16 protein-coding genes and 1 other annotated feature are annotated in these 19,280 nt (G+C 44.8%); of the genes, 15 read left to right on the top strand and 1 reads right to left on the bottom strand.

The features are described 5' to 3' along the window. The first annotated feature begins 16 nt into the window (after nucleotides 1-16). The 13 genes from ruvB (at nucleotide 17) to dtd (ending at nucleotide 13,925) form a co-directional block, all read left to right on the top strand. Nucleotides 17-1,018 carry a Holliday junction branch migration DNA helicase RuvB gene (gene ruvB / locus EP58_RS02095; protein ID WP_036089444.1) on the top strand — a complete coding sequence of 334 codons (1,002 nt, stop codon included), beginning with the start codon at nucleotides 17-19 and terminating at the stop codon, nucleotides 1,016-1,018. A 14-nt stretch (nucleotides 1,019-1,032) separates the two neighbouring features. Continuing rightward, on the top strand, nucleotides 1,033-2,064 hold the full coding sequence (gene queA / locus EP58_RS02090) for a tRNA preQ1(34) S-adenosylmethionine ribosyltransferase-isomerase QueA (RefSeq protein WP_036089442.1): 1,032 nt from the start codon (nucleotides 1,033-1,035) through the stop codon (nucleotides 2,062-2,064). A gap of 87 nt (nucleotides 2,065-2,151) precedes the next feature. Continuing rightward, a complete protein-coding gene (gene tgt, locus EP58_RS02085) occupies nucleotides 2,152-3,291 on the top strand; it encodes a tRNA guanosine(34) transglycosylase Tgt (RefSeq protein WP_036089440.1) in 1,140 nt (379 codons plus the stop codon). 34 nt (nucleotides 3,292-3,325) lie between these two features. Beyond that, nucleotides 3,326-3,652, top strand: a complete 327-nt coding sequence (gene yajC / locus EP58_RS02080; protein ID WP_052165054.1) for a preprotein translocase subunit YajC — start codon at nucleotides 3,326-3,328, stop codon at nucleotides 3,650-3,652. A 246-nt stretch (nucleotides 3,653-3,898) separates the two neighbouring features. Continuing rightward, the gene (locus EP58_RS02075) at nucleotides 3,899-4,180 is read left to right on the top strand and encodes a post-transcriptional regulator (RefSeq protein WP_036089583.1); all 282 of its coding nucleotides are present in this window, start codon (nucleotides 3,899-3,901) and stop codon (nucleotides 4,178-4,180) included. A 70-nt stretch (nucleotides 4,181-4,250) separates the two neighbouring features. Continuing rightward, nucleotides 4,251-6,512, top strand: a complete 2,262-nt coding sequence (secDF, locus tag EP58_RS02070) for a protein translocase subunit SecDF (RefSeq protein WP_036089437.1) — start codon at nucleotides 4,251-4,253, stop codon at nucleotides 6,510-6,512. A gap of 134 nt (nucleotides 6,513-6,646) precedes the next feature. Beyond that, nucleotides 6,647-6,904 (top strand): hypothetical protein, encoded by a 258-nt coding sequence (locus EP58_RS02065; RefSeq protein WP_036089436.1) that lies wholly within the window; start codon nucleotides 6,647-6,649, stop codon nucleotides 6,902-6,904. 88 nt (nucleotides 6,905-6,992) lie between these two features. Continuing rightward, nucleotides 6,993-7,556 carry a hypothetical protein gene (locus tag EP58_RS02060; protein ID WP_036089435.1) on the top strand — a complete coding sequence of 188 codons (564 nt, stop codon included), beginning with the start codon at nucleotides 6,993-6,995 and terminating at the stop codon, nucleotides 7,554-7,556. Nucleotides 7,557-7,605: 49 nt separating this feature from the next. Then, nucleotides 7,606-7,935, top strand: coding sequence for a LapA family protein (locus EP58_RS02055; RefSeq protein ID WP_036089433.1), 330 nt, complete (start codon nucleotides 7,606-7,608; stop codon nucleotides 7,933-7,935). 243 nt (nucleotides 7,936-8,178) lie between these two features. Further along, a complete protein-coding gene (gene recJ / locus EP58_RS02050; RefSeq protein WP_036089428.1) occupies nucleotides 8,179-10,542 on the top strand; it encodes a single-stranded-DNA-specific exonuclease RecJ in 2,364 nt (787 codons plus the stop codon). Then, on the top strand, nucleotides 10,539-11,060 hold the full coding sequence (locus EP58_RS02045; RefSeq protein ID WP_036089424.1) for an adenine phosphoribosyltransferase: 522 nt from the start codon (nucleotides 10,539-10,541) through the stop codon (nucleotides 11,058-11,060). The genes recJ and EP58_RS02045 overlap by 4 nt, the downstream gene beginning before the upstream one ends. 168 nt (nucleotides 11,061-11,228) lie before the next feature. After that, the gene (locus EP58_RS02040) at nucleotides 11,229-13,448 is read left to right on the top strand and encodes a RelA/SpoT family protein (RefSeq protein ID WP_036089421.1); all 2,220 of its coding nucleotides are present in this window, start codon (nucleotides 11,229-11,231) and stop codon (nucleotides 13,446-13,448) included. A 21-nt stretch (nucleotides 13,449-13,469) separates the two neighbouring features. Next, nucleotides 13,470-13,925, top strand: coding sequence for a D-aminoacyl-tRNA deacylase (gene dtd / locus EP58_RS02035; protein ID WP_036089419.1), 456 nt, complete (start codon nucleotides 13,470-13,472; stop codon nucleotides 13,923-13,925). Between the two features lie 240 nt (nucleotides 13,926-14,165). Here the strand turns inward: dtd and EP58_RS02030 are convergent, their stop codons facing one another. Then, the gene (locus tag EP58_RS02030; RefSeq protein WP_036089416.1) at nucleotides 14,166-15,452 is read right to left on the bottom strand and encodes an N-acetylmuramoyl-L-alanine amidase family protein; all 1,287 of its coding nucleotides are present in this window, start codon (nucleotides 15,450-15,452) and stop codon (nucleotides 14,166-14,168) included. 155 nt (nucleotides 15,453-15,607) lie between these two features. After that, nucleotides 15,608-15,844 (top strand) — a binding site (T-box leader). A gap of 250 nt (nucleotides 15,845-16,094) precedes the next feature. Between EP58_RS02030 and hisS the strand changes: the two genes are divergently transcribed. Together hisS and aspS are read left to right on the top strand one after the other, a co-directional pair. Beyond that, a complete protein-coding gene (gene hisS, locus EP58_RS02025) occupies nucleotides 16,095-17,387 on the top strand; it encodes a histidine--tRNA ligase (protein ID WP_036089414.1) in 1,293 nt (430 codons plus the stop codon). Then, entirely contained in the window at nucleotides 17,384-19,153 is a 1,770-nt protein-coding gene (gene aspS, locus EP58_RS02020; RefSeq protein ID WP_036089413.1) for an aspartate--tRNA ligase, read from the top strand. The genes hisS and aspS overlap by 4 nt, the downstream gene beginning before the upstream one ends. Nucleotides 19,154-19,280 lie beyond the last annotated feature (127 nt).

Raw genomic sequence — 19,280 nt, 5'->3', positions numbered from 1 at the left:
GGAAGGGGAATGTGATATGGAAGACCGCATCATTTCTGGTGAAAACGTGAATCAAGAAGAAGTTTCCTTCGAGAAAAGTCTCCGCCCACAGACCTTAGCGCAATATATTGGGCAAGAAAAAGTGAAGCATAATTTAGCGGTTTTTATTGAGGCGGCGAAACAGCGGGAAGAGGCGCTGGATCATGTGCTTTTGTACGGGCCACCGGGGCTTGGGAAGACGACGCTTGCAATGGTGATTGCGAATGAAATGGGAACCGCGATGCGTACGACGAGTGGTCCTGCGATTGAGCGTCCTGGTGACTTGGCGACGATTTTGACGACGCTTGAGCCGGGGGATGTGTTGTTTATTGATGAGATTCATCGATTGAACCGCTCGATTGAGGAGATTCTATATCCGGCGATGGAGGATTATTGTCTGGATATTGTGATTGGGACGGGTCCTACGGCGCGATCGGTGCGTTTGGATTTGCCACCATTTACGTTGATTGGGGCGACGACGCGTGCTGGGCAGTTATCGGCGCCTTTGCGGGATCGGTTTGGTGTGATTGATCATTTGGAATTTTATTCGGAGGAGCAGTTGACGGATATTGTGACGCGGACGGCGGATATTTTGGATACGGAAGTGGAGAAATATGGCGCGGTGGAGATTGCAAGACGATCGCGTGGGACACCTCGGATTGCGAATCGGTTGCTAAAACGGGTGCGTGATTTTGCGCAGGTTCGTAGTGATGGTTTGGTGACGGAGAGTTTGGCGCGTGAGGCGTTGACGCTTTTGCAGGTGGATCCGCGAGGTTTGGATACGATTGATCAGCGTTTACTGGCGACGATTATTGGCTCGTTTCGTGGTGGGCCGGTTGGTCTGGATACGATTGCGGCGAGTATTGGTGAGGAGCGCGAAACGATTGAAGATATGCAAGAACCCTATTTGTTACAGATTGGCTTTTTACAGCGGACGCCACGTGGGAGACTGGTGACGGACGCGGCTTATGAGCATTTAGGACTAACGAAAAGTGAATGAAAAGGTGTGTCGGAATGAGAGTAGAGGATTTTGATTTTGAATTACCAGAGGAATTAATCGCGCAGACGCCATTGCTTGATCGGACGTCGAGTCGCTTGATGTTATTGAATAAGGAAACGGGCGCCATCGAGGACAAGCATTTTCCAGCGATTTTGGAACATCTGCATGCGGGTGACGCGCTTGTTTTGAATGATACGCGTGTGTTGCCGGCGCGACTTCACGGGGAAAAGGCGGAGACGGGCGCGCATATTGAAGTTTTGTTATTGAAACAGACGGAAGGCGATGCTTGGGAAACGCTTGTTAAACCAGCAAAACGGATTCGAAAAGGGATGCGTATTGTGTTTGGTGATGGCGAACTTTCTGCGGTTTGTTTGGAAGAATTGGAACATGGTGGCCGTATTTTGCAATTTGAGTATAGTGGTATTTTTTATGAGATATTAGAGCGTTTGGGCGAGATGCCTTTGCCTCCGTATATTAAGGAGCAATTGGCGGATCAGGATCGTTACCAAACTGTTTTTGCGCGGGAAAATGGTTCTGCAGCGGCGCCAACAGCTGGGTTGCATTTCACGGAAGATTTGTTGGATCAGGTGCGCGCGAAAGGTGTGAAAGTGGTATTTTTGACGCTTCATGTTGGGTTGGGGACGTTCCGACCGGTGGATGTGGAAGATACGGCGAATCACAAAATGCATTCGGAATTTTATCGTTTGACGGCGGAAGCAGCGCGAGAATTAAATGACGTGAAGGCGGCTGATGGCAAGGTTGTTGCGGTTGGGACGACATCGATTCGGACATTGGAAACGATTGCGTCGAAATTTGATGGAAAATTGCAAGAAGATAGCGGTTGGACGGAGATTTTTATTTCGCCGGGTTACGCGTTTAAAGCGGTGGATGCCTTGATTACGAATTTCCATTTGCCTAAGTCGACGCTTATTATGCTAGTGAGTGCGCTTGCGGATCGCGAAAAAATTATGGCGGCCTATGAACACGCGGTTGCGCAGGAATATCGCTTCTTTAGTTTCGGCGATGCGATGTTTATTTACGCTTAATTTATTTTTTTACTAGAAAAGACTTGTTTTTCAGTGCTTTTTTAGATATGCTATGATTTGGATATCACAAATAGAAAGAGGTAGAAAATGGCTGCGATTACCTATGAACTAATAAAAACTGATAAGCAAACAGGCGCTCGTCTCGGCAAAATTCACACGCCGCACGGTTCTTTTGATACGCCAATGTTTATGCCAGTGGGGACGCTTGCAACTGTTAAAACGATGTCTCCAGAGGAACTCAAAGCAATGGGTTCTGGCATTATTTTGAGCAATACGTATCACTTGTGGTTACGCCCAGGTGAGGATTTGATTGAAGAAGCAGGTGGTCTTCACAAATTTATGAACTGGGATCAGGCGATTTTGACGGATTCTGGCGGTTACCAAGTGTTTAGCTTGAGCGATATGCGTGATATTAAGGAAGAAGGCGTGCATTTCCGCAATCATTTGAACGGAGATAAGCTGTTCCTGTCACCTGAAAAAGCGATTCAAATTCAAAACTCGTTGGGATCGGATATTATGATGTCGTTTGACGAATGTCCGCCATATCCAGCGACGCATGACTACATGAAGAAGTCGATTGAGCGGACGTCTCGTTGGGCAGAACGTGGTTTGAAAGCGCACGCGCGTCCGCATGACCAAGGACTTTTTGGGATTGTGCAGGGTGGTTCGTACAAAGATTTACGTGAGCAAAGTGCGCGTGATCTTGTGTCGATGGATTTCCCAGGTTACTCGATTGGCGGATTGTCCGTTGGGGAGCCGAAAGATATTATGAATGAAGTGTTGGAGTATACGACGCCATTATTACCAGCGAATAAACCGCGTTATTTGATGGGTGTAGGTTCGCCAGATGCGTTGATTGACGGCGTAATACGTGGGATTGATATGTTTGATTGCGTGCTTCCAACGCGTATTGCGAGAAATGGGACATGTATGACGAGTAAAGGCCGGTTAGTCGTTCGAAACGCCAAATTTGCGCGTGATTTCCGTCCGATTGATGAGGCGTGTGATTGCTATACGTGTAAGAATTACTCGCGTGCCTACATTCGACATTTGATTCGTTGTGATGAAACTTTTGGAATTAGGCTTACTACTTATCATAATCTACATTTTCTGTTAAACTTAATGGAGCAAGTTCGCGGCGCAATTATGAACGACCGCCTTGCTGATTTCCGGGAAGAATTTTTTGAGCAGTATGGTCTTAATGGCCCGAATGCGAAAAATTTCTAATATAGAATAAGAACGAAAGGAGCTGAATAAACACATGGCAATGTTAATACCGTTATTATTAATGATCGTATTGTTCTACTTCTTGCTTATCCGTCCACAACAAAAACGTCAAAAAGAAGTAAACGCAATGCAAAGCGGTCTATCTAAAGGTGATAAAATCATTACTATCGGAGGCTTGCACGGAACTGTCGTAGCAATTGAAGATGGCAATGTTGTACTTGATTGTGCTGGTAGTGAACTAACTTTTGATCGCAATGCAGTTCGTACTGTTTTAGCGAAATCAGATGCAGTTGAGGAAGAAGTAGTGGAAGCAGAAGTTGAAGAAGTAACAACAACAGAAGTAGACACGGAGAAAAAATAAGTTTTCTTTTTGAAAAAACAAGCCGTGGATGAAAATCCTTGTACTGGCTTGTTTTTTCTTGTAGATAAGTGGGTATATAGAAATATCGTTAAGCAAAAAAAGATACATTTTTCATGGGGAATGCGATCGTTTTGTGAACGAGTTGGAAATAAAGATTTGGCTTTTTTGAAGATTATGCTTCCCATTTACTTCATAATTAGATAAAATGAATCTATGTTGTTTGAAAAAGAAGGTGTGAGAATGAGGATGGGATCCGACAAAGAGTGGTACGATCAGTTAGAAACGGCAATTTTAATTCGTGTAGAAGATTTTAAACTTATGGGGTACCGTGAAATCAAAGCGGAACATATTTGGTCTTTTTTGGTTGAAGTTGTTTGGAAGGATCAAGAGGACCCGCGTTTGCATCAGCGCATTCACGACATTTTACAAATGAAGATAGCATCATTAATGGACTTTATTACCATGGGACCGCCAGAAGAAGCAGAGAAGGAAGCTATTTCGCTGCAACTAACGGAAGCTCAAGAGTAGCATTCTACATAGCGTAATGGCGCCTACAAAGGTGTCTGTTGTTAGTAGATGAGGGAGGAATTAGAAAGAAATGATAAAGAAAAGTAAAATAATTACATTTTTCCTGATCGTAGCAATTATTTTTGGAACAGTTATTTTTACTGCAAAACCTGTTCTGGATAAAATTAATCTCGGGCTAGATTTGCAAGGTGGTTTCGAGGTTCTTTACCAAGTAGAGCCTGCTGACGGGAAAAGTAAAGTAACCAATGAAACACTGAAAGAAACAGTGGCAACATTGGATCAACGTATTAATACATTAGGGGTTACAGAACCAGTTATCACAATTGAGGGCGGAAACCGTATTCGGGTTCAACTCGCAGGGGTAACGGATCAAACAGAAGCACGAAAAATCCTATCGACACAAGCTGTCTTGTCATTCCGTGATGCTAATGACAAGCTGATGATGGACGGTAGTGACCTTGTACCAGGCAGCGCAAAAGCTGTAACAAACGACAAAAACCAAGCAATCGTTACGTTGGAAATGAAAAACAAAGATAAGTTTGCTAGTGTAACCAAAACAATTGTTGCAAAAGCGCCAGACAATCAGTTAGTTATTTGGTTGGACTGGAAAGAAGGCCTGAAATACAAAACAGAACGTGTTAAAGAAAAACCAGCGTTCCTTTCTGCGCCAAACGTAGATCGTGAATTAGACACGAAGAAAGTGGAAATATCAGGTAGTTTTACAATGGATTCTGCGAAAGAACTAGCGAACTTGCTAAATTCTGGTGCGCTTCCTGTTAAATTAACCGAGGTTTACTCTACTTCTGTCGGCGCACAATTTGGTCAAGATGCCTTGTCTGAAACCGTTGTAGCCGGACTTGTTGGTGTTATTGCTATCTTTATCTTCATGATGGCTGTATACCGTTTACCAGGTATCATCGCTTCCATCACTTTGGTGGCGTACACGTACATTGTATTACTTATTTTAGGATTATTAAATGCAACCCTTACACTACCAGGTATTGCCGGATTAATTCTCGGTATTGGTATGGCGGTCGATGCCAACGTTATTACCTACGAGCGGATAAGGGAAGAACTCAAGGTTGGTAAATCCACGAAAACAGCCTTCGATACAGGTGGGAAAGAATCCTTCAGAGCTATCTTTGATGGAAACATTTCGACGCTTATTGTTGCTGGGGTTCTTTTCTACTTCGGGTCAAGCTCGATTAAAGGTTTCGCGACGGTATTGATTATAAGTATTCTTGTGAGTTTCTTGACTGCTGTTTGGGGTTCAAGAGCGCTAATGGGACTTCTTGTAAGTAGTAATGCACTGAATAACAAACCAGGATTATTTGCGGTTCGTCGTAAAGATATCCACGATTTACATGAAGGTAAACAAACATTCGATTTGAAAACGCATTTTGATAAGTATGATTTCGTCAAACATCACCGTGCGTTCTTGACTACTTTTGCGGTCATTGTGGTGATCGGGATTGTGATTCTATCGGTGTTCAAGTTGAATCTGGGTATTGATTTTGCGAGTGGTACGCGTGCGGAGGTCACTTCGACACAGGCGCTGACCGAGGAGCAGATTAATAAGGATTTGAAAGAGATTGATATGCCTTCTGATGATGTCAATTTCCAAAATAATAACAAGACGGCCGTTATTAGTTATAAGGGTGCCTTGACGCAGGACGAAATTGCGAAGTTTAAAACGCATTTCAAGAAAGCGTACGGGACAGATCCGAATATTAGTACGGTAACGCCGACTGTTGGACAGGAACTGGCGAAGGATGGGTTGTGGGCGCTTGCTATTGCCTCGTTACTGATTGTGGTTTATATCGCGTTTCGTTTCGAGTTGTCAATGGGTATTGCGACGATTCTGTCGTTACTATTTGACGCTTTCGTGATCTTCATCTTCTTTAGTATCTTCCAACTGGAGGTCGATTTGACGTTTATTGCGGCAGTGCTGACCGTTATCGGTTACTCCATCAATGATACGATTGTTACGGCGGATAGGATTCGAGACGTTTCCTTCAAAATGGGACGTTTCAAAAAACCAGAGGATATCGCGTTTGCGGTTAACCATGGTTTACGTCAAACGTTTATCCGTTCGATCAATACCATTTTGACTGTATTATTCACGGTTATCGCGCTTATTATCTTTGGTAATGAGTCGATTCTGAACTTCTCGATTGCGCTTTTAGTTGGATTAGTATCCAGTGTGTTCTCATCCATCTTCATGGCAATGCAATTGTGGTATGTATTCAAAAAACGTGAGCTGAAGAAAAAAGGCGTTATTAATACACAGAAGAAAAAGAAACGCGCAAGAACAGACCAACCAGTCGTATAATCTGTGATAAGCGGATTTTCGGCAAGACTTAGCTAACGCGTCTAATGCCGAATGTTTATCTTATCTGAGACGTAAAATTCAGGTGGGATAGGCATTCGGCATTTTTTATTGATAATAAGGAGTACGATGTATTCATGATTTGGCAGATAGTTGTGATAGCAATCGGTGTGGGGCTTTTTGTGCTCGGATTGTTTTATTCGAAAAGTTGGCATAAGAACTGGCAAGATGGCGGTGGACCTGATTTTGATGGTTGGGATTCGTTTTTTATCTCGATTGTGTTCGGGGCGGTTATTATTGTCATCGCCATTTTGCCGTGGTATGTCATGAAGTCGTTACTGATTACTGGCGGTTTGACGCTGGTTTATTGTGCGATTTGGGTATTTTCGTTTTAGGAGGATTTAGGATGCATAAAAGAAAGTATGTGAAAAAATAGGAAAATCGCTCGTCCTCAGATGATTTGAAAGAAATGAGGAGATTTTGATGGACAGAGAGATTTTGTGTCGTGTGTTGAAAAACGCGATGAAAGCGCAGACGATTGTGTATATCTATAATGATTCGACCAGTAAAGATGAGCGTTACGGTGGGTTTGTGCAGCTGGTGACGAAGGATTATGTGGTGATGCGTCTTGTTTCCTCGGCAGCGAGGGCGGCTGGCTATCTGATTGCTCGGCTCGATATGGTTTTTCGGGTGGATAATGGTGGTCAGAGTGCGAAGCGAGCGGAGCGGTTGTATTATTTGAATCAGGAGCGGCATGAGGGATTTGCGGTGAGCACGTTTGGGAATTTGTTGGTGAATGTGCTGATGGTTGCGATGGATCAGAAAATCGCGATTTCGGTATTTCTGGATCAGGATGAGGAGCGTGAGTCGTTTAATGGCTATGTGCGCCATGTTGTGAAGGAACATATCGTGATGGATGATTTGGATAATGATGCGGAATCCTACGGCGAGGTTCACTTTGAATTGGCGTCGATCATTGATATACAGCTGGGTTCGAGTGATTTGACAAACTTGGCGTTGCTTTATGAGCAGCCGAAAAGGGATTGAACTCGTGTATTTGCGGGTATTTTATAAGAGAATGAAGGAGGTTTTTGAGATGAAAGGACAATGGCAAGTGATTGTTGGGATTGTGTTAGCTATTATTATTGCAATTTTCGCAGTTGTGAATGTTGATTCGGTACAGGTGAGCTTCTTATTCGCAAAAGTGGAGTGGCCGCTTATCTTGGTTATTTTGGGGTCCGTGCTTGTTGGTGGCTTGATTTTCTTCTGTTTGAACATTGTGCGCGTGAATGCGATGAAGAAGCAGATTAAAACGCTGGAAGCTACAAAGAAAGAATTGGAACGCACACTAGCTGCGGAAAAATCGCGTAAAGTGAAAGTTTCGGAAGTGGATGTGCCAGATGAGGCGCCGAAACCGACTGTATAAAAATATTTAGGAAACGCTAGAAAAAACATTTAACATGATCTTACGTCAAACTTTTGTGTGTTGACAAATGCTCAGTTTCTAGGCAAAAGCGAGTATCGGTGCGGAGCGTACTGGAGTATGTGAGCCTGGAACGGAGATTTTAATGACGAAAATGTGCGTTTGTCGGCGCACTGAGACCATCCAAGTGGGTGGTCTTTTTGTTGTTTTTTCTGTATAATGGGTAGGGTTGAGGGGTGGTAAATCATGATTCATTCTAAATATAAATGGCAAGTGGAAACGGCGGATGCGGCGGCGATGCAACAGGTTGCTGATGAACTGAAATGCACGTTACCGATGGCGGAGTTATTTTCGCGTCGCAAGGTCACGACTGCTGGTCAATTGGATAAATTTTTAAATCCGGATAAGTATGAGGCGTATGATCCGTTTTTGTTTGCGGAGATGGGGCTTGCGGTGGATCGGATTAAGCAGGCGATTGAGGCCGAGGAGCAGATTCTGGTGTATGGTGATTATGATGCGGATGGTGTGACGAGTGTGACGGTGTTGTTGAAAACGTTGCGGAAGCTCGGTGCGAGCGCGGATTTCTATATTCCGAATCGGTTTACGGAAGGCTATGGACCGAATGTGGCGGCTTTTACGCAGGCTAAGGATTCGGGCGTTGATTTGCTGATCACGGTGGATAATGGGATTTCGGCGCTGGATGTGATGGCGCATGCGAAAGAGATTGGTTTGGATGTGATTGTCACGGATCACCATGAGGCGAAGGAAACGATGCCTGAGGCGGTCGCTGTGATCCATCCGCGTCATCCGGAGTCTAATTACCCGTTTCCTGATTTAGCGGGCGTTGGCGTGGCTTACAAGCTGGCTCACGCGTTGTTGGGAGAGGAACCGACGGAATTGCTGGACTTAGTGGCGATTGGGACGGTGGCGGATTTGGTTTCGCTGACGGATGAGAACCGCTTATTTGTACAAAAAGGACTGCGAATTTTGCGTGAAAATGCGAATATCGGCGTGTCTGCTTTGGCAAAACTAGCTAGTGCGAAACTGCCTGAAGCAACGGAAGAGACGATTGGTTTCATGATTGCGCCGCGTTTGAATGCGGTTGGTCGGTTAGGCCCTGCAGATCCGGCGGCTGATTTATTGCTTACGGAAGATCCGGAAGAGGCGGTTTTCTTGGCGGAGGAAATCGATGAGGCGAATAAGGAACGGCAAACAATTGTGGCGCAGATTGCGGAGGAAGCGATTGCGATGATTGAAGCCGAATTTCTTGGTGAAGGAAATGAAGTGCTTGTTATCGGAAAAGCGGGCTGGAATCCTGGTGTTGTTGGGATTGTGGCTTCGCGTTTAGTGGATCGTTACGCGCGACCTGTGATTGTGCTTGGCATCGATGAGGTCACTGGTATTGCAAAGGGATCTGGACGGAGCATTGAGGCGTTTCATTTATACCAAGCGCTCGACGCGAATCAGGCGCTGTTAAAAGCGTTTGGTGGTCACCCGATGGCAGCTGGTATGACGCTGGATGTGGCTGATGTGGCGACGTTGCGGACCAATTTATCGCAGTTAGCTCGGGAAACGTTGTCGCCAGAGGATTTTGTGTCTATTTTGCGCGTGGAAGAGGCGATTCCTGTGGAGACGGTGACGATTGATTTTATCGTGCAGTTGAACAAGTTGGCGCCGTTTGGAACGGATAATCCAAAACCAGTTTTTGCGTTGGAAGGCGTTCGGTTGAGCGGTACAAAGCGAATTGGCACGGACAAGAATCATCTGAAAACAGCGATTACGGCGGATTCGGGTGCTTCGATTGATGCGGTTGGATTTGGAACGGGCGAACTCGTTGAAAAAATTTCTCCAATGGCAAAAGTGGACGTGGTCGGCGAACTATCGATCAATGAATGGAATAATATGCGTAAACCGCAACTCCGCATTGTAGACTTGAAAATCGGACATTGGCAATTGTTTGATGTCAGAAGTCGCGCAGAATGGGAGAAGTTGCTACAAACGGATGGCATGGCTGATAAAGTATTCGTGTGTTTCCAAGATGGGACGCGAGAAAAACTGTTAGCCGAGAATGCAAATCTTGTTTGTGCGCAAATCCAGTCGATCGATGACTGCACGGACGCTGCGACGAAAGATCTTATTTTTGCGGATATGCCGGATGATGTGGCTTTGCTTGAGGCGTTGGTTACGAACACGTCAGCGGATCGAATTTATTTGCATGTGGAAGCCAAAAATGGGAATGCGATTGCGTCTATGCCTAGTCGTCAACATTTTGCGCAACTTTATGCGGTGCTTAAAAAACACCAACCTTTCCCGCTCGCTCAAAACATGTCACGCCTTTGTAAGCAATTTAGCTGGACGGACGATCAAGTTGATTTTATGTCACGCGTGTTTTTTGATCTAAATTTTGCTACAATAGAGGATGGCGTGATTAGATTGAATGAAATTGGGGAAAAGCGTAATCTGGAGGACTCGGCTGTTTATAAAGCTCGGGTATACCGGATTGCGATGGAACAGAAATTACTCTATTCCAATTACAACGAATTGTATGATTGGATGGAGAAGCTAATGAATTCGAAGGGGAATTCAATTTTGGAGGAAACAGTAAAATGAACTTAGAAGAATTGAGAAGTTATGTAGCGATTGTCAATGATTGGCCAAAAGAAGGTATTGTTTTTAAGGATATCACGCCATTGATGAGTCATGGTGAGGCTTACAAATTTGCGACGGACCAAATTGTAGAATATGCAAAAAAATTAAGTGTGGATGTCATTGTTGGGCCTGAAGCGCGTGGTTTCATTATCGGATGTCCGGTAGCTTATTCGCTTGGCATTGGCTTTGCGCCAGTTCGTAAACCGAATAAATTGCCGCGTGAAACGGTGGATATGGAATACGATTTAGAGTATGGCACGAATAAATTATCGATGCATAAAGATGCGATTAAACCTGGGCAACGCGTGCTTATTACGGACGATTTGCTAGCGACAGGTGGTACGATTGAAGCGACGATTAAACTTGTCGAAGAACTTGGCGGCGTGGTAGCTGGTTGTGCTTTCTTGATCGAACTAACAGAGCTTGAAGGCCATAAGAAATTAGAAGGATATGACCGCCTGATTTTGATGGATTTCTAGAACTATTTTCGAAAAAAGTGTTTTTTCAGGCTCGGGCAACAAAATTGCTTTGTGAGTCGTGTAAAACATGTTATAATATCAAATAAGAATTATTTTAAAAAGCACTCATTCGTGGGTGCTTTTACATACTTTAATAGATAGCGTGGATGAAAAGGGTGTGGGGACATTATGGCTAAAGAACAAAATTTAACAGCGGATCAAGTAATTGAAATGGCTTCTCATTACATGAATGAGGAGCATCTTGCGCTTGTCAAAAAAGCGTGTGACTATGCACGTGAGGCGCACAAGGATCAGTTCCGCAAATCGGGGGAACCTTACATTATTCACCCTATCCAAGTGGCAGGCATTTTAGTGGAGCTGGAGATGGATCCGGCTACTGTTGCTTCAGGATTTTTGCACGATGTGGTAGAAGATACGCCGATTACATTGCAAGATTTAGAAGAAACGTTCAGCCCAGAAATCGCAATGATTGTCGACGGCGTTACGAAACTTGGAAAAATTAAATACAAGTCGCACGAAGAGCAGCAAGCGGAGAATCACCGCAAAATGTTCATCGCGATGGCACAGGATATTCGTGTGATGCTCGTGAAATTGGCGGATAGACTGCACAATATGCGGACGTTGAAACATTTACCGGTAGAGAAACAGCGCCGTATTGCGAATGAAACGCTGGAAATTTTTGCACCGATTGCGCATCGTTTGGGGATTTCCCGTGTGAAATGGGAGCTCGAGGATACGGCGTTACGTTATTTGAATCCGCAGCAATATTACCGCATTGTGCATTTGATGAAGCAGAAACGGGAAGAGCGGGAGCGTTATTTGCGCGATGTTATTGATGGCGTGAATGAGAATCTGGATGAACTTCATATTAAGGCGGATATTTCTGGTCGCCCGAAACATATTTATTCGATTTACCGCAAAATGTCGGAGCAGCACAAGCAGTTTAACGAAATTTACGATTTGCTGGCGGTTCGGATTTTAGTGGATAGCATCAAGGATTGTTACGCGGTTCTTGGAATCATCCATACGCGTTGGAAACCGATGCCTGGCCGTTTTAAAGATTATATTGCGATGCCGAAATCAAACATGTATCAGTCGCTTCATACGACGGTGATTGGTCCGCAAGGCGAGCCGCTAGAAGTTCAGATTCGGACGCTGGAAATGCATCAAATTGCCGAGTACGGGGTTGCGGCGCATTGGGCTTATAAAGAAGGCAAAGTCATCAATTCGAAGACATCCTTTGACAATAAAATGAGCTGGTTCCGCGAAATTATTGAATACCAAAATGAGTCGGAGAACGCTGAGGAATTCATGGAATCGCTGAAACTCGATTTGTTCACCGATGTAGTCTATGTGTTCACGCCAAAAGGAGACGTTTTCGAGCTACCAAACGGTTCTGTGCCGCTTGATTTTGCTTATCGAATCCATACCGAAATCGGGAACAAGACCATTGGCGCTAAAATCAATGGCAAAATTGTCACGCTTGATTATAAATTAAAAACAGGCGATATCATTGAAATTTTGACGTCAAAACATTCGTATGGACCAAGTCGTGATTGGCTGAAACTGGTGCAGACGTCGCAAGCGAAAAACAAGATTCGCCAGTTCTTCAAACGCCAAGCGAAGGAAGAAAACGTCGAAAAAGGTCGCGATATGGTCGAGAAGGAATTGCGCCAACTTGATTTCGAGCCGAAGAAAGTGATGACGACGGAGAACATCAACAAACTCGCCGAACGTTTGAATTTTAGTCATGAAGACGATTTATTTGCGGCGGTTGGCTACAATGGTATTACGGCGCTTCAAGTTGCGAATCGTTTGACGGAGAAAGAGCGTCGCGAGCGGGAACTTGAGGAGCAAACAGAGAAGTTATTAAATAAAATCGAAGCGAAACCGAAAAACCCGACAGACAGCAATAATGAGCGTCTTAAAATCAAGCACAATGCAGGCGTAGTAGTGCAGGGTGTTGGTAATTTACTCATTCGATTATCGCGCTGTTGTAACCCGGTTCCAGGTGACGAGATTGTCGGCTACATCACGAAAGGCCGTGGTATTTCGATTCACCGGAAAGATTGTCCGAATGTCAATGGTCCAGATACGGAGCGATTGATTGATGTCGAGTGGGAAGATGCGGATATGACGGCTAAAACCGATTACAACGTCGATATTGAGGTGTTTGGCTATAATCGCAATGGTATGCTGAATGATATCTTACAAGTCGTGAACAGCCTGACAAGCAATATTAATGGCGTTAACGCAAAAGTCGATAATAACAAAATGGCGACGCTCGTTCTGACGCTTCAGATTCATAATATTAATCATTTGCAACGCGTTGTCGATAAAATCAAGCAAGTTCCTGATGTCTACACGGTTAGACGTTTAATGAATTGAGACTGACTGGGGGATTTTAGTATGCGAGTTGTGGCGCAGCGTTGTTTCGAAGCAAGTGTAACGATTGATGATGAAAATGTGGGAGAAATCGCGGGTGGGCTTTGTCTGCTCGTTGGTTTCACGCATGGCGATACAGAAGAAGACGTGAATTACATTGTGAAGAAAATTGTTGGATTGCGCATTTTTGAAGATGATGAGGATAAAATGAATTTGTCGATTCAAGATTTTGGAGGCGCGATTCTTAGCGTTTCGCAATTCACGTTATATGCCGATGTGAAAAAGGGAAGGCGCCCGAGTTTTACGAATTCGGCGGCTCCGGATGTGGCATCGGATTTGTATGATTTGTTTAACAAACTGCTTGCGGCTGAAGGGATTGTTGTGGAGACTGGGGTTTTCGGTGCGATGATGGATGTGCGTATAGTGAACCACGGTCCGGTGACGGTTATTTTGGATTCGCAGGAGTTGTTGGGGAAATAGGGTTGGGGATGAAAAAATGCGAGGACAAGATTTGGAATCTTGTCCTCGCATTTTTTTGTTTTGGCGTCATGTTTTGCGTCTTCGAATCGGGCCTCAAGAGCCAGACTCTCGGAAATTGTTGATGCTCTTAGGAATCGTATTTTGGTTCCTTAGAGTATCAATATGAGTGCGAGCGAAGTGAGCATTCGATCCTTGCGCCCCCTAACAATTTCTGTCGAGTCTAATGGGCTCTTTCGGCACCTAGTTTTTAAAATACCCGCTCAGTCCCTCGAAAATCGCATCGGCGACGTCTTCGCGGAAAGTGTCGGAGTTCATTTTCTCTTCGTCGATGCTTGAGCTTAGGTATCCTAGTTCTAGCAGTACGGACGGTTGGGTGTTTTCGCGTAGTACGTAGAAGTCGCCGGAGCGTGTGCCGCGGTTTTTGCTGGTTAAGTTGCTTGCTAGGCTCGCGTTGATGCTTTCGGCTAAGCTCTGGTCTTTGTTTTTGTAGTAGTAGGTTGTTTGGCCGTTGACACTGGCATCGCTTGCGTCTTCTACGGAGTCAAAATGAAGCGAGATGAAGGCGTCTGCGTTGTATTTCTCTGCTTTTCTCGCGCGATCTTTTAGAGAAACATACTCATCGCTATCTCGTGTTAAAATGACTTTCGCACCGCTTTGTTCTAAGCGTTTTGCCACGGCTTTGGCGGTTTTTAATGTTGCTTTCTTCTCCACGGTACCGTTTTGTCCTTTGGCGCCTGGATCGTTGCCTCCATGGCCTGGGTCAATCACGATGGTTGCTTCGGCAAGTGATGTTGTTTTGGATTTCGGTGCGCTTTCAGTTTTGGAGGTCGAGACATCAACAACCCAGTTGGCTACGTAACCTTGTGCGCCGGATGATGTTGTGATTTGGTACCAATCGCCTTGCACGCCGTCGATATTATAGACGGTTCCTGAATCGGCTTTCTCGATTGTATTGTTGTTACGACCTGGACCTGAACGGATATTCGTGCCGTTAGATCGGATGGTAACGGTTTGCAAATTGCTTTTCGATTCTTTCGTCGCGGATTCTTGCATTTTAATATATGTCGAGTTGACCCACGCGCTTTGACCTTGGTACTGGATCTGCGTCCAACCATTGGATTGACTGGTGACGGTGATTTGATCGCCGCTTTTTAAAGTTCCGAGAATGGTGCTGTTTGTGGAGGCTTTGCTTCGAACGTTCAGACTACCATCGCTTGTGACGGTGGCGAGACTGTTACTGGAAGCACTGACATCGACATTTTTCACGAGCCAGCTTGCCACGTAACCGCTTTGCCCGTTCTCAAGACGAACTTTGTACCACTTATTTTCCTCATCAATAACGTTTAGAATTTCATTTTTTCTGACTTGAGATGTGACGTCGAATGCGAGTCCTGGTCCGCTTCTGACGTTTAGAACTTCCGCTTTTACTTGCACCGTGTTTGCATTTGCCATCGCGATTGTAGACAAGATGCCGGCTCCAATAAGCAAGAACGAGAGCACGGTTATAAACAGGAACTTATTTTTCATCAATGGACACCACCTATACCCCTAATAAATATCTACTATAAAAAGATTATCACAAAACAAGGCATTATGAAACATTAAACCTACAATTTCGCGATTATTTTTCAAAATCTTATTGACTTTCGAGGCAAATTCTAGTAGTCTTAAGGGTAATTAATAGATGACCGATGACGGAGAAAAGTATAACAGGCATTTGCTGGTAAAGAGAGATAGGTTCCTAGGCTGTAAAACCTATCGCAGTTAAACTGTTAGAAAGACACTCCAGAGGCTTCTTGCTAAAAGGCGAATATGCGCTGAGTAAGTAAGAACGTTGACAGGCGTTAACTGTTTTGAGTGGAGGAGCTTTTTTGTTCTTCAATTTAGGGTGGTACCACGGGTTAACTCTCGTCCCTTGTTTTATTTAGTTAAGACAAGGGGCGGGGGTTGTTTTTGTTGTGGGTCTTATGAAGCGTACTCTGCTGAATTAGAGCCTCAATATGCATGCGAACGCAGTGAGCATGTAATCCCCCAGTGGGTCTTACCAGGAGCAACCACTACACAAATAAGCAGCAGAAAACCAAGTTGCTTAGTTTGCTCTAATCTACCAAACCCAAAACAGTTCAACCAAACCAACGATACTATCGTAATTTTAAGGAGGGATAAGGCATGCAGATGAAATTGCCAAGGGGAACACGCGATATTTTACCAGGAGAAGTAGAGAAGTGGCATTATGTAGAGCGCGTTTTTCAATCGATTTGTGAGAGATTTCAATATGAAGAAATTCGGACACCGATTTTTGAGCATACAGAATTATTCCAACGCGGCGTAGGAGATACAACGGACATCGTTTCAAAAGAGATGTACACGTTTCAAGATAAGAAAAATAGAAGCTTGACGTTGCGCCCAGAAGGTACTGCATCAGTGGTACGCGCGTTTGTAGAGCATAAACTATTCGGACAAGTGAACCAACCAGTGAAATTATATTACTCCGGACCAATGTTCCGCTACGAACGTCCACAAGGCGCGAGGCAACGCCAGTTTACGCAAATGGGACTAGAAGCGATTGGAAGTAATGATCCAGCGATTGACGCGGAGATTATTTCGCTTGCGATGTCATTTTATAAAGAACTAGGACTACAGAATATCGAACTAGTCATCAATAGTTTAGGTGATAAAGAAAGCCGTTTGAAGCACAAAGACGCCTTGGTTGCCCATTTCGAACCTCAAATCGATGAGTTCTGTGCAGATTGTCAAGTGCGTTTGCACAAGAATCCTCTACGCATCTTGGATTGTAAAGTCGATCATGCTCACCCGCTTATCGCAACGGCACCATCGATTTTGGAATTTTTAAATGAGGAATCGAGGTCTTATTTTGCAAAAGTGAAGGCGTATTTGGATGCGTTAGGTATTGCTTATACGGTTGACCCAACGCTCGTTCGTGGTTTGGATTACTACAATCACACGACCTTCGAAATTATGAGTACGGCAGAAGGTTTTGGCGCGAAATCTACACTTTGTGGCGGCGGTCGTTACCACGGTTTGGTGCAAGAATTTGATGGCCCGGAAACGCCAGGTGTTGGCTTCGGTCTAGGCGTGGAGCGATTATTCGCTGCGCTTGATGTGGAGAGAATCGAACTTCCTGTAGCGCGCGAACTAGATTGCTACGTCATTACGGCAACAGAAACGGCTGAGGTGAAAGCTGTGACGATCGTTAACGAGTTGCGATTAAACGGTTTTAGCGTAGAGAAAGATTATATGGGTCGCAAAATGAAAGGCCAGTTAAAAGATGCCGATCGCAAAAATGCGTGGTTCACGATGATTTTAGGCGACACAGAACTCGAAAGCGGTATCTGCAAGTTGAAAAACATGAAAACAGGCGAGCAAACGGAAATCGATTTGGCAGCTGTGACGGCTGGTTTACAGGCCGCGCGCGAGCAATTAGAGGGGGAAAACAAATGAAGAAAAGAACGTTATATTGTGGCGATGTCACGGAAAAACATATCGGGGAAAAAGTAACACTGCACGGCTGGGTACAAAAGCGTCGTGATCTAGGAGGACTTATTTTTATCGATTTGCGCGATCGTGAGGGAATCGTCCAAGTGGTTTTTAATCCCGATTTTTCGGCGGATGCGCTCTCGATTGCAGAATCGGTTCGTAATGAGTTCGTTGTGACGGTTGTTGGTAAAGTTGCGGCGAGAAGTGAAGGCGCGATAAACGACAAGTTGGCGACAGGTCGGATTGAAGTTTTAGCGGAGGAAATTGAAGTGCTGAATGCTTCGAAAACACCGCCTTTTTATATTGAAGATGGTGTGAACGTGTCGGATGAGCTGCGCCTGAAATATCGTTATTTGGACTTGCGTCGTCCGGAGATGAATCAGATTTTCCAGATGCGCCATACGGCAACGAAAACATTCCGCCAAAAATTAGATCAAATGGGCTTTTTCGATATTGAAACGCCGTATTTGACGAAGAGTACGCCAGAAGGTGCGCGTGATTATTTGGTACCGAGTCGTGTGTATCCGGGTAACTTCTATGCTTTACCCCAATCACCGCAAATTTTGAAGCAGTTGTTGATGTCTGCTGGTTTTGATAAATATTACCAAGTTGTTCGTTGTTTCCGCGATGAAGATTTGCGCGGGGATCGTCAACCAGAGTTTACGCAAATCGATTTAGAGACGAGTTTCCTGACGAAAGAGGAGATTCAAGAAATTACAGAAGAAATGTTGGTAGCGGTCGTTGAGGCGACGAAGGGCATTAAAATCGCGAAACCATTCCCGCACATGACATATGCAGAAGCAATGGATCGTTTTGGAAGCGATAAGCCGGATGTGCGTTTCGGTTTAGAATTGAAAAACGTGGCAGAAGCAGTGGCAAATGTTGATTTCAAAGTGTTCACGAACGCAATCGAAAGCGGCGGCGAAGTAAAAGCGATAAACGCGAAAGGCGCAGCGGCGAACTATTCGCGTAAAGATATTGATGCGCTAGGCGAGTTTGTCGGCAGATACGGCGCGAAAGGCCTTGCATGGATGAAAGTGGAAGAGGACGGCTTCAAAGGACCGATTGCAAAATTCTTCACACCAGAAAATCAAGCGGCAGTGGCGGGCGTTTTAGATGCAGAAGTTGGGGATTTATTACTATTTGTTGCTGATAAAGCAGAAGTTGTTGCGGCATCGCTCGGTGCGTTACGCTCGAAACTTGGCCAAGAGTTAGATTTGATTGACCAAAACGAATTGGCGTTTTTATGGGTGACGGATTGGCCGTTATTCGAATACGACGAAGAAGCAGGGCGTTTTGTTTCGGCTCACCATCCATTCACGATGCCACAAGACGCATCATTGCTTGAAACAGCGCCAGAAAAAGCGATGGCAGAAGCGTATGATATCGTTTTGAACGGCTATGAAATTGGCGGGGGCTCGCTCCGTATTTATAAAAAAGAAATGCAGCAACAAATGTTCCGCGCGCTTGGCTTCACAGATGAAGAGGCGACAGAACAATTTGGTTTCTTGCTAGAAGCGTTGGAATTCGGAACACCGCCACATGGTGGGATTGCGCTTGGCTTGGACCGCATTATCATGATTCTTGCTGGACGAAATAATTTGCGCGACACGATTGCCTTCCCTAAAACAGGAAGTGCAGCAGATCCGTTGACGAATGCGCCAAGTGAAGTTAGTGCGGCACAATTGGCTGAACTAGAACTTGCGATTGAGGCGAAGAAAGCGGAATAAGAAAATAGGATTTCTCGCGTAGTTTCATGCGGGAAATCCTATTTTTTTGCCTTGAATTGTCAAGTCAAGTGCAACACGATATCAAAGAAAACTTCATACGGTGTTTTCCAACCCAAGCATTTTCTTG

It is taken from the genome of Paenilisteria newyorkensis, assembly GCF_000766145.1.
Lineage (GTDB): Bacteria > Bacillota > Bacilli > Lactobacillales > Listeriaceae > Listeria_A > Listeria_A newyorkensis.
Note: the sequence above shows the minus strand (reverse complement) of the source record. Positions and strands in the feature narration are given on the sequence as shown.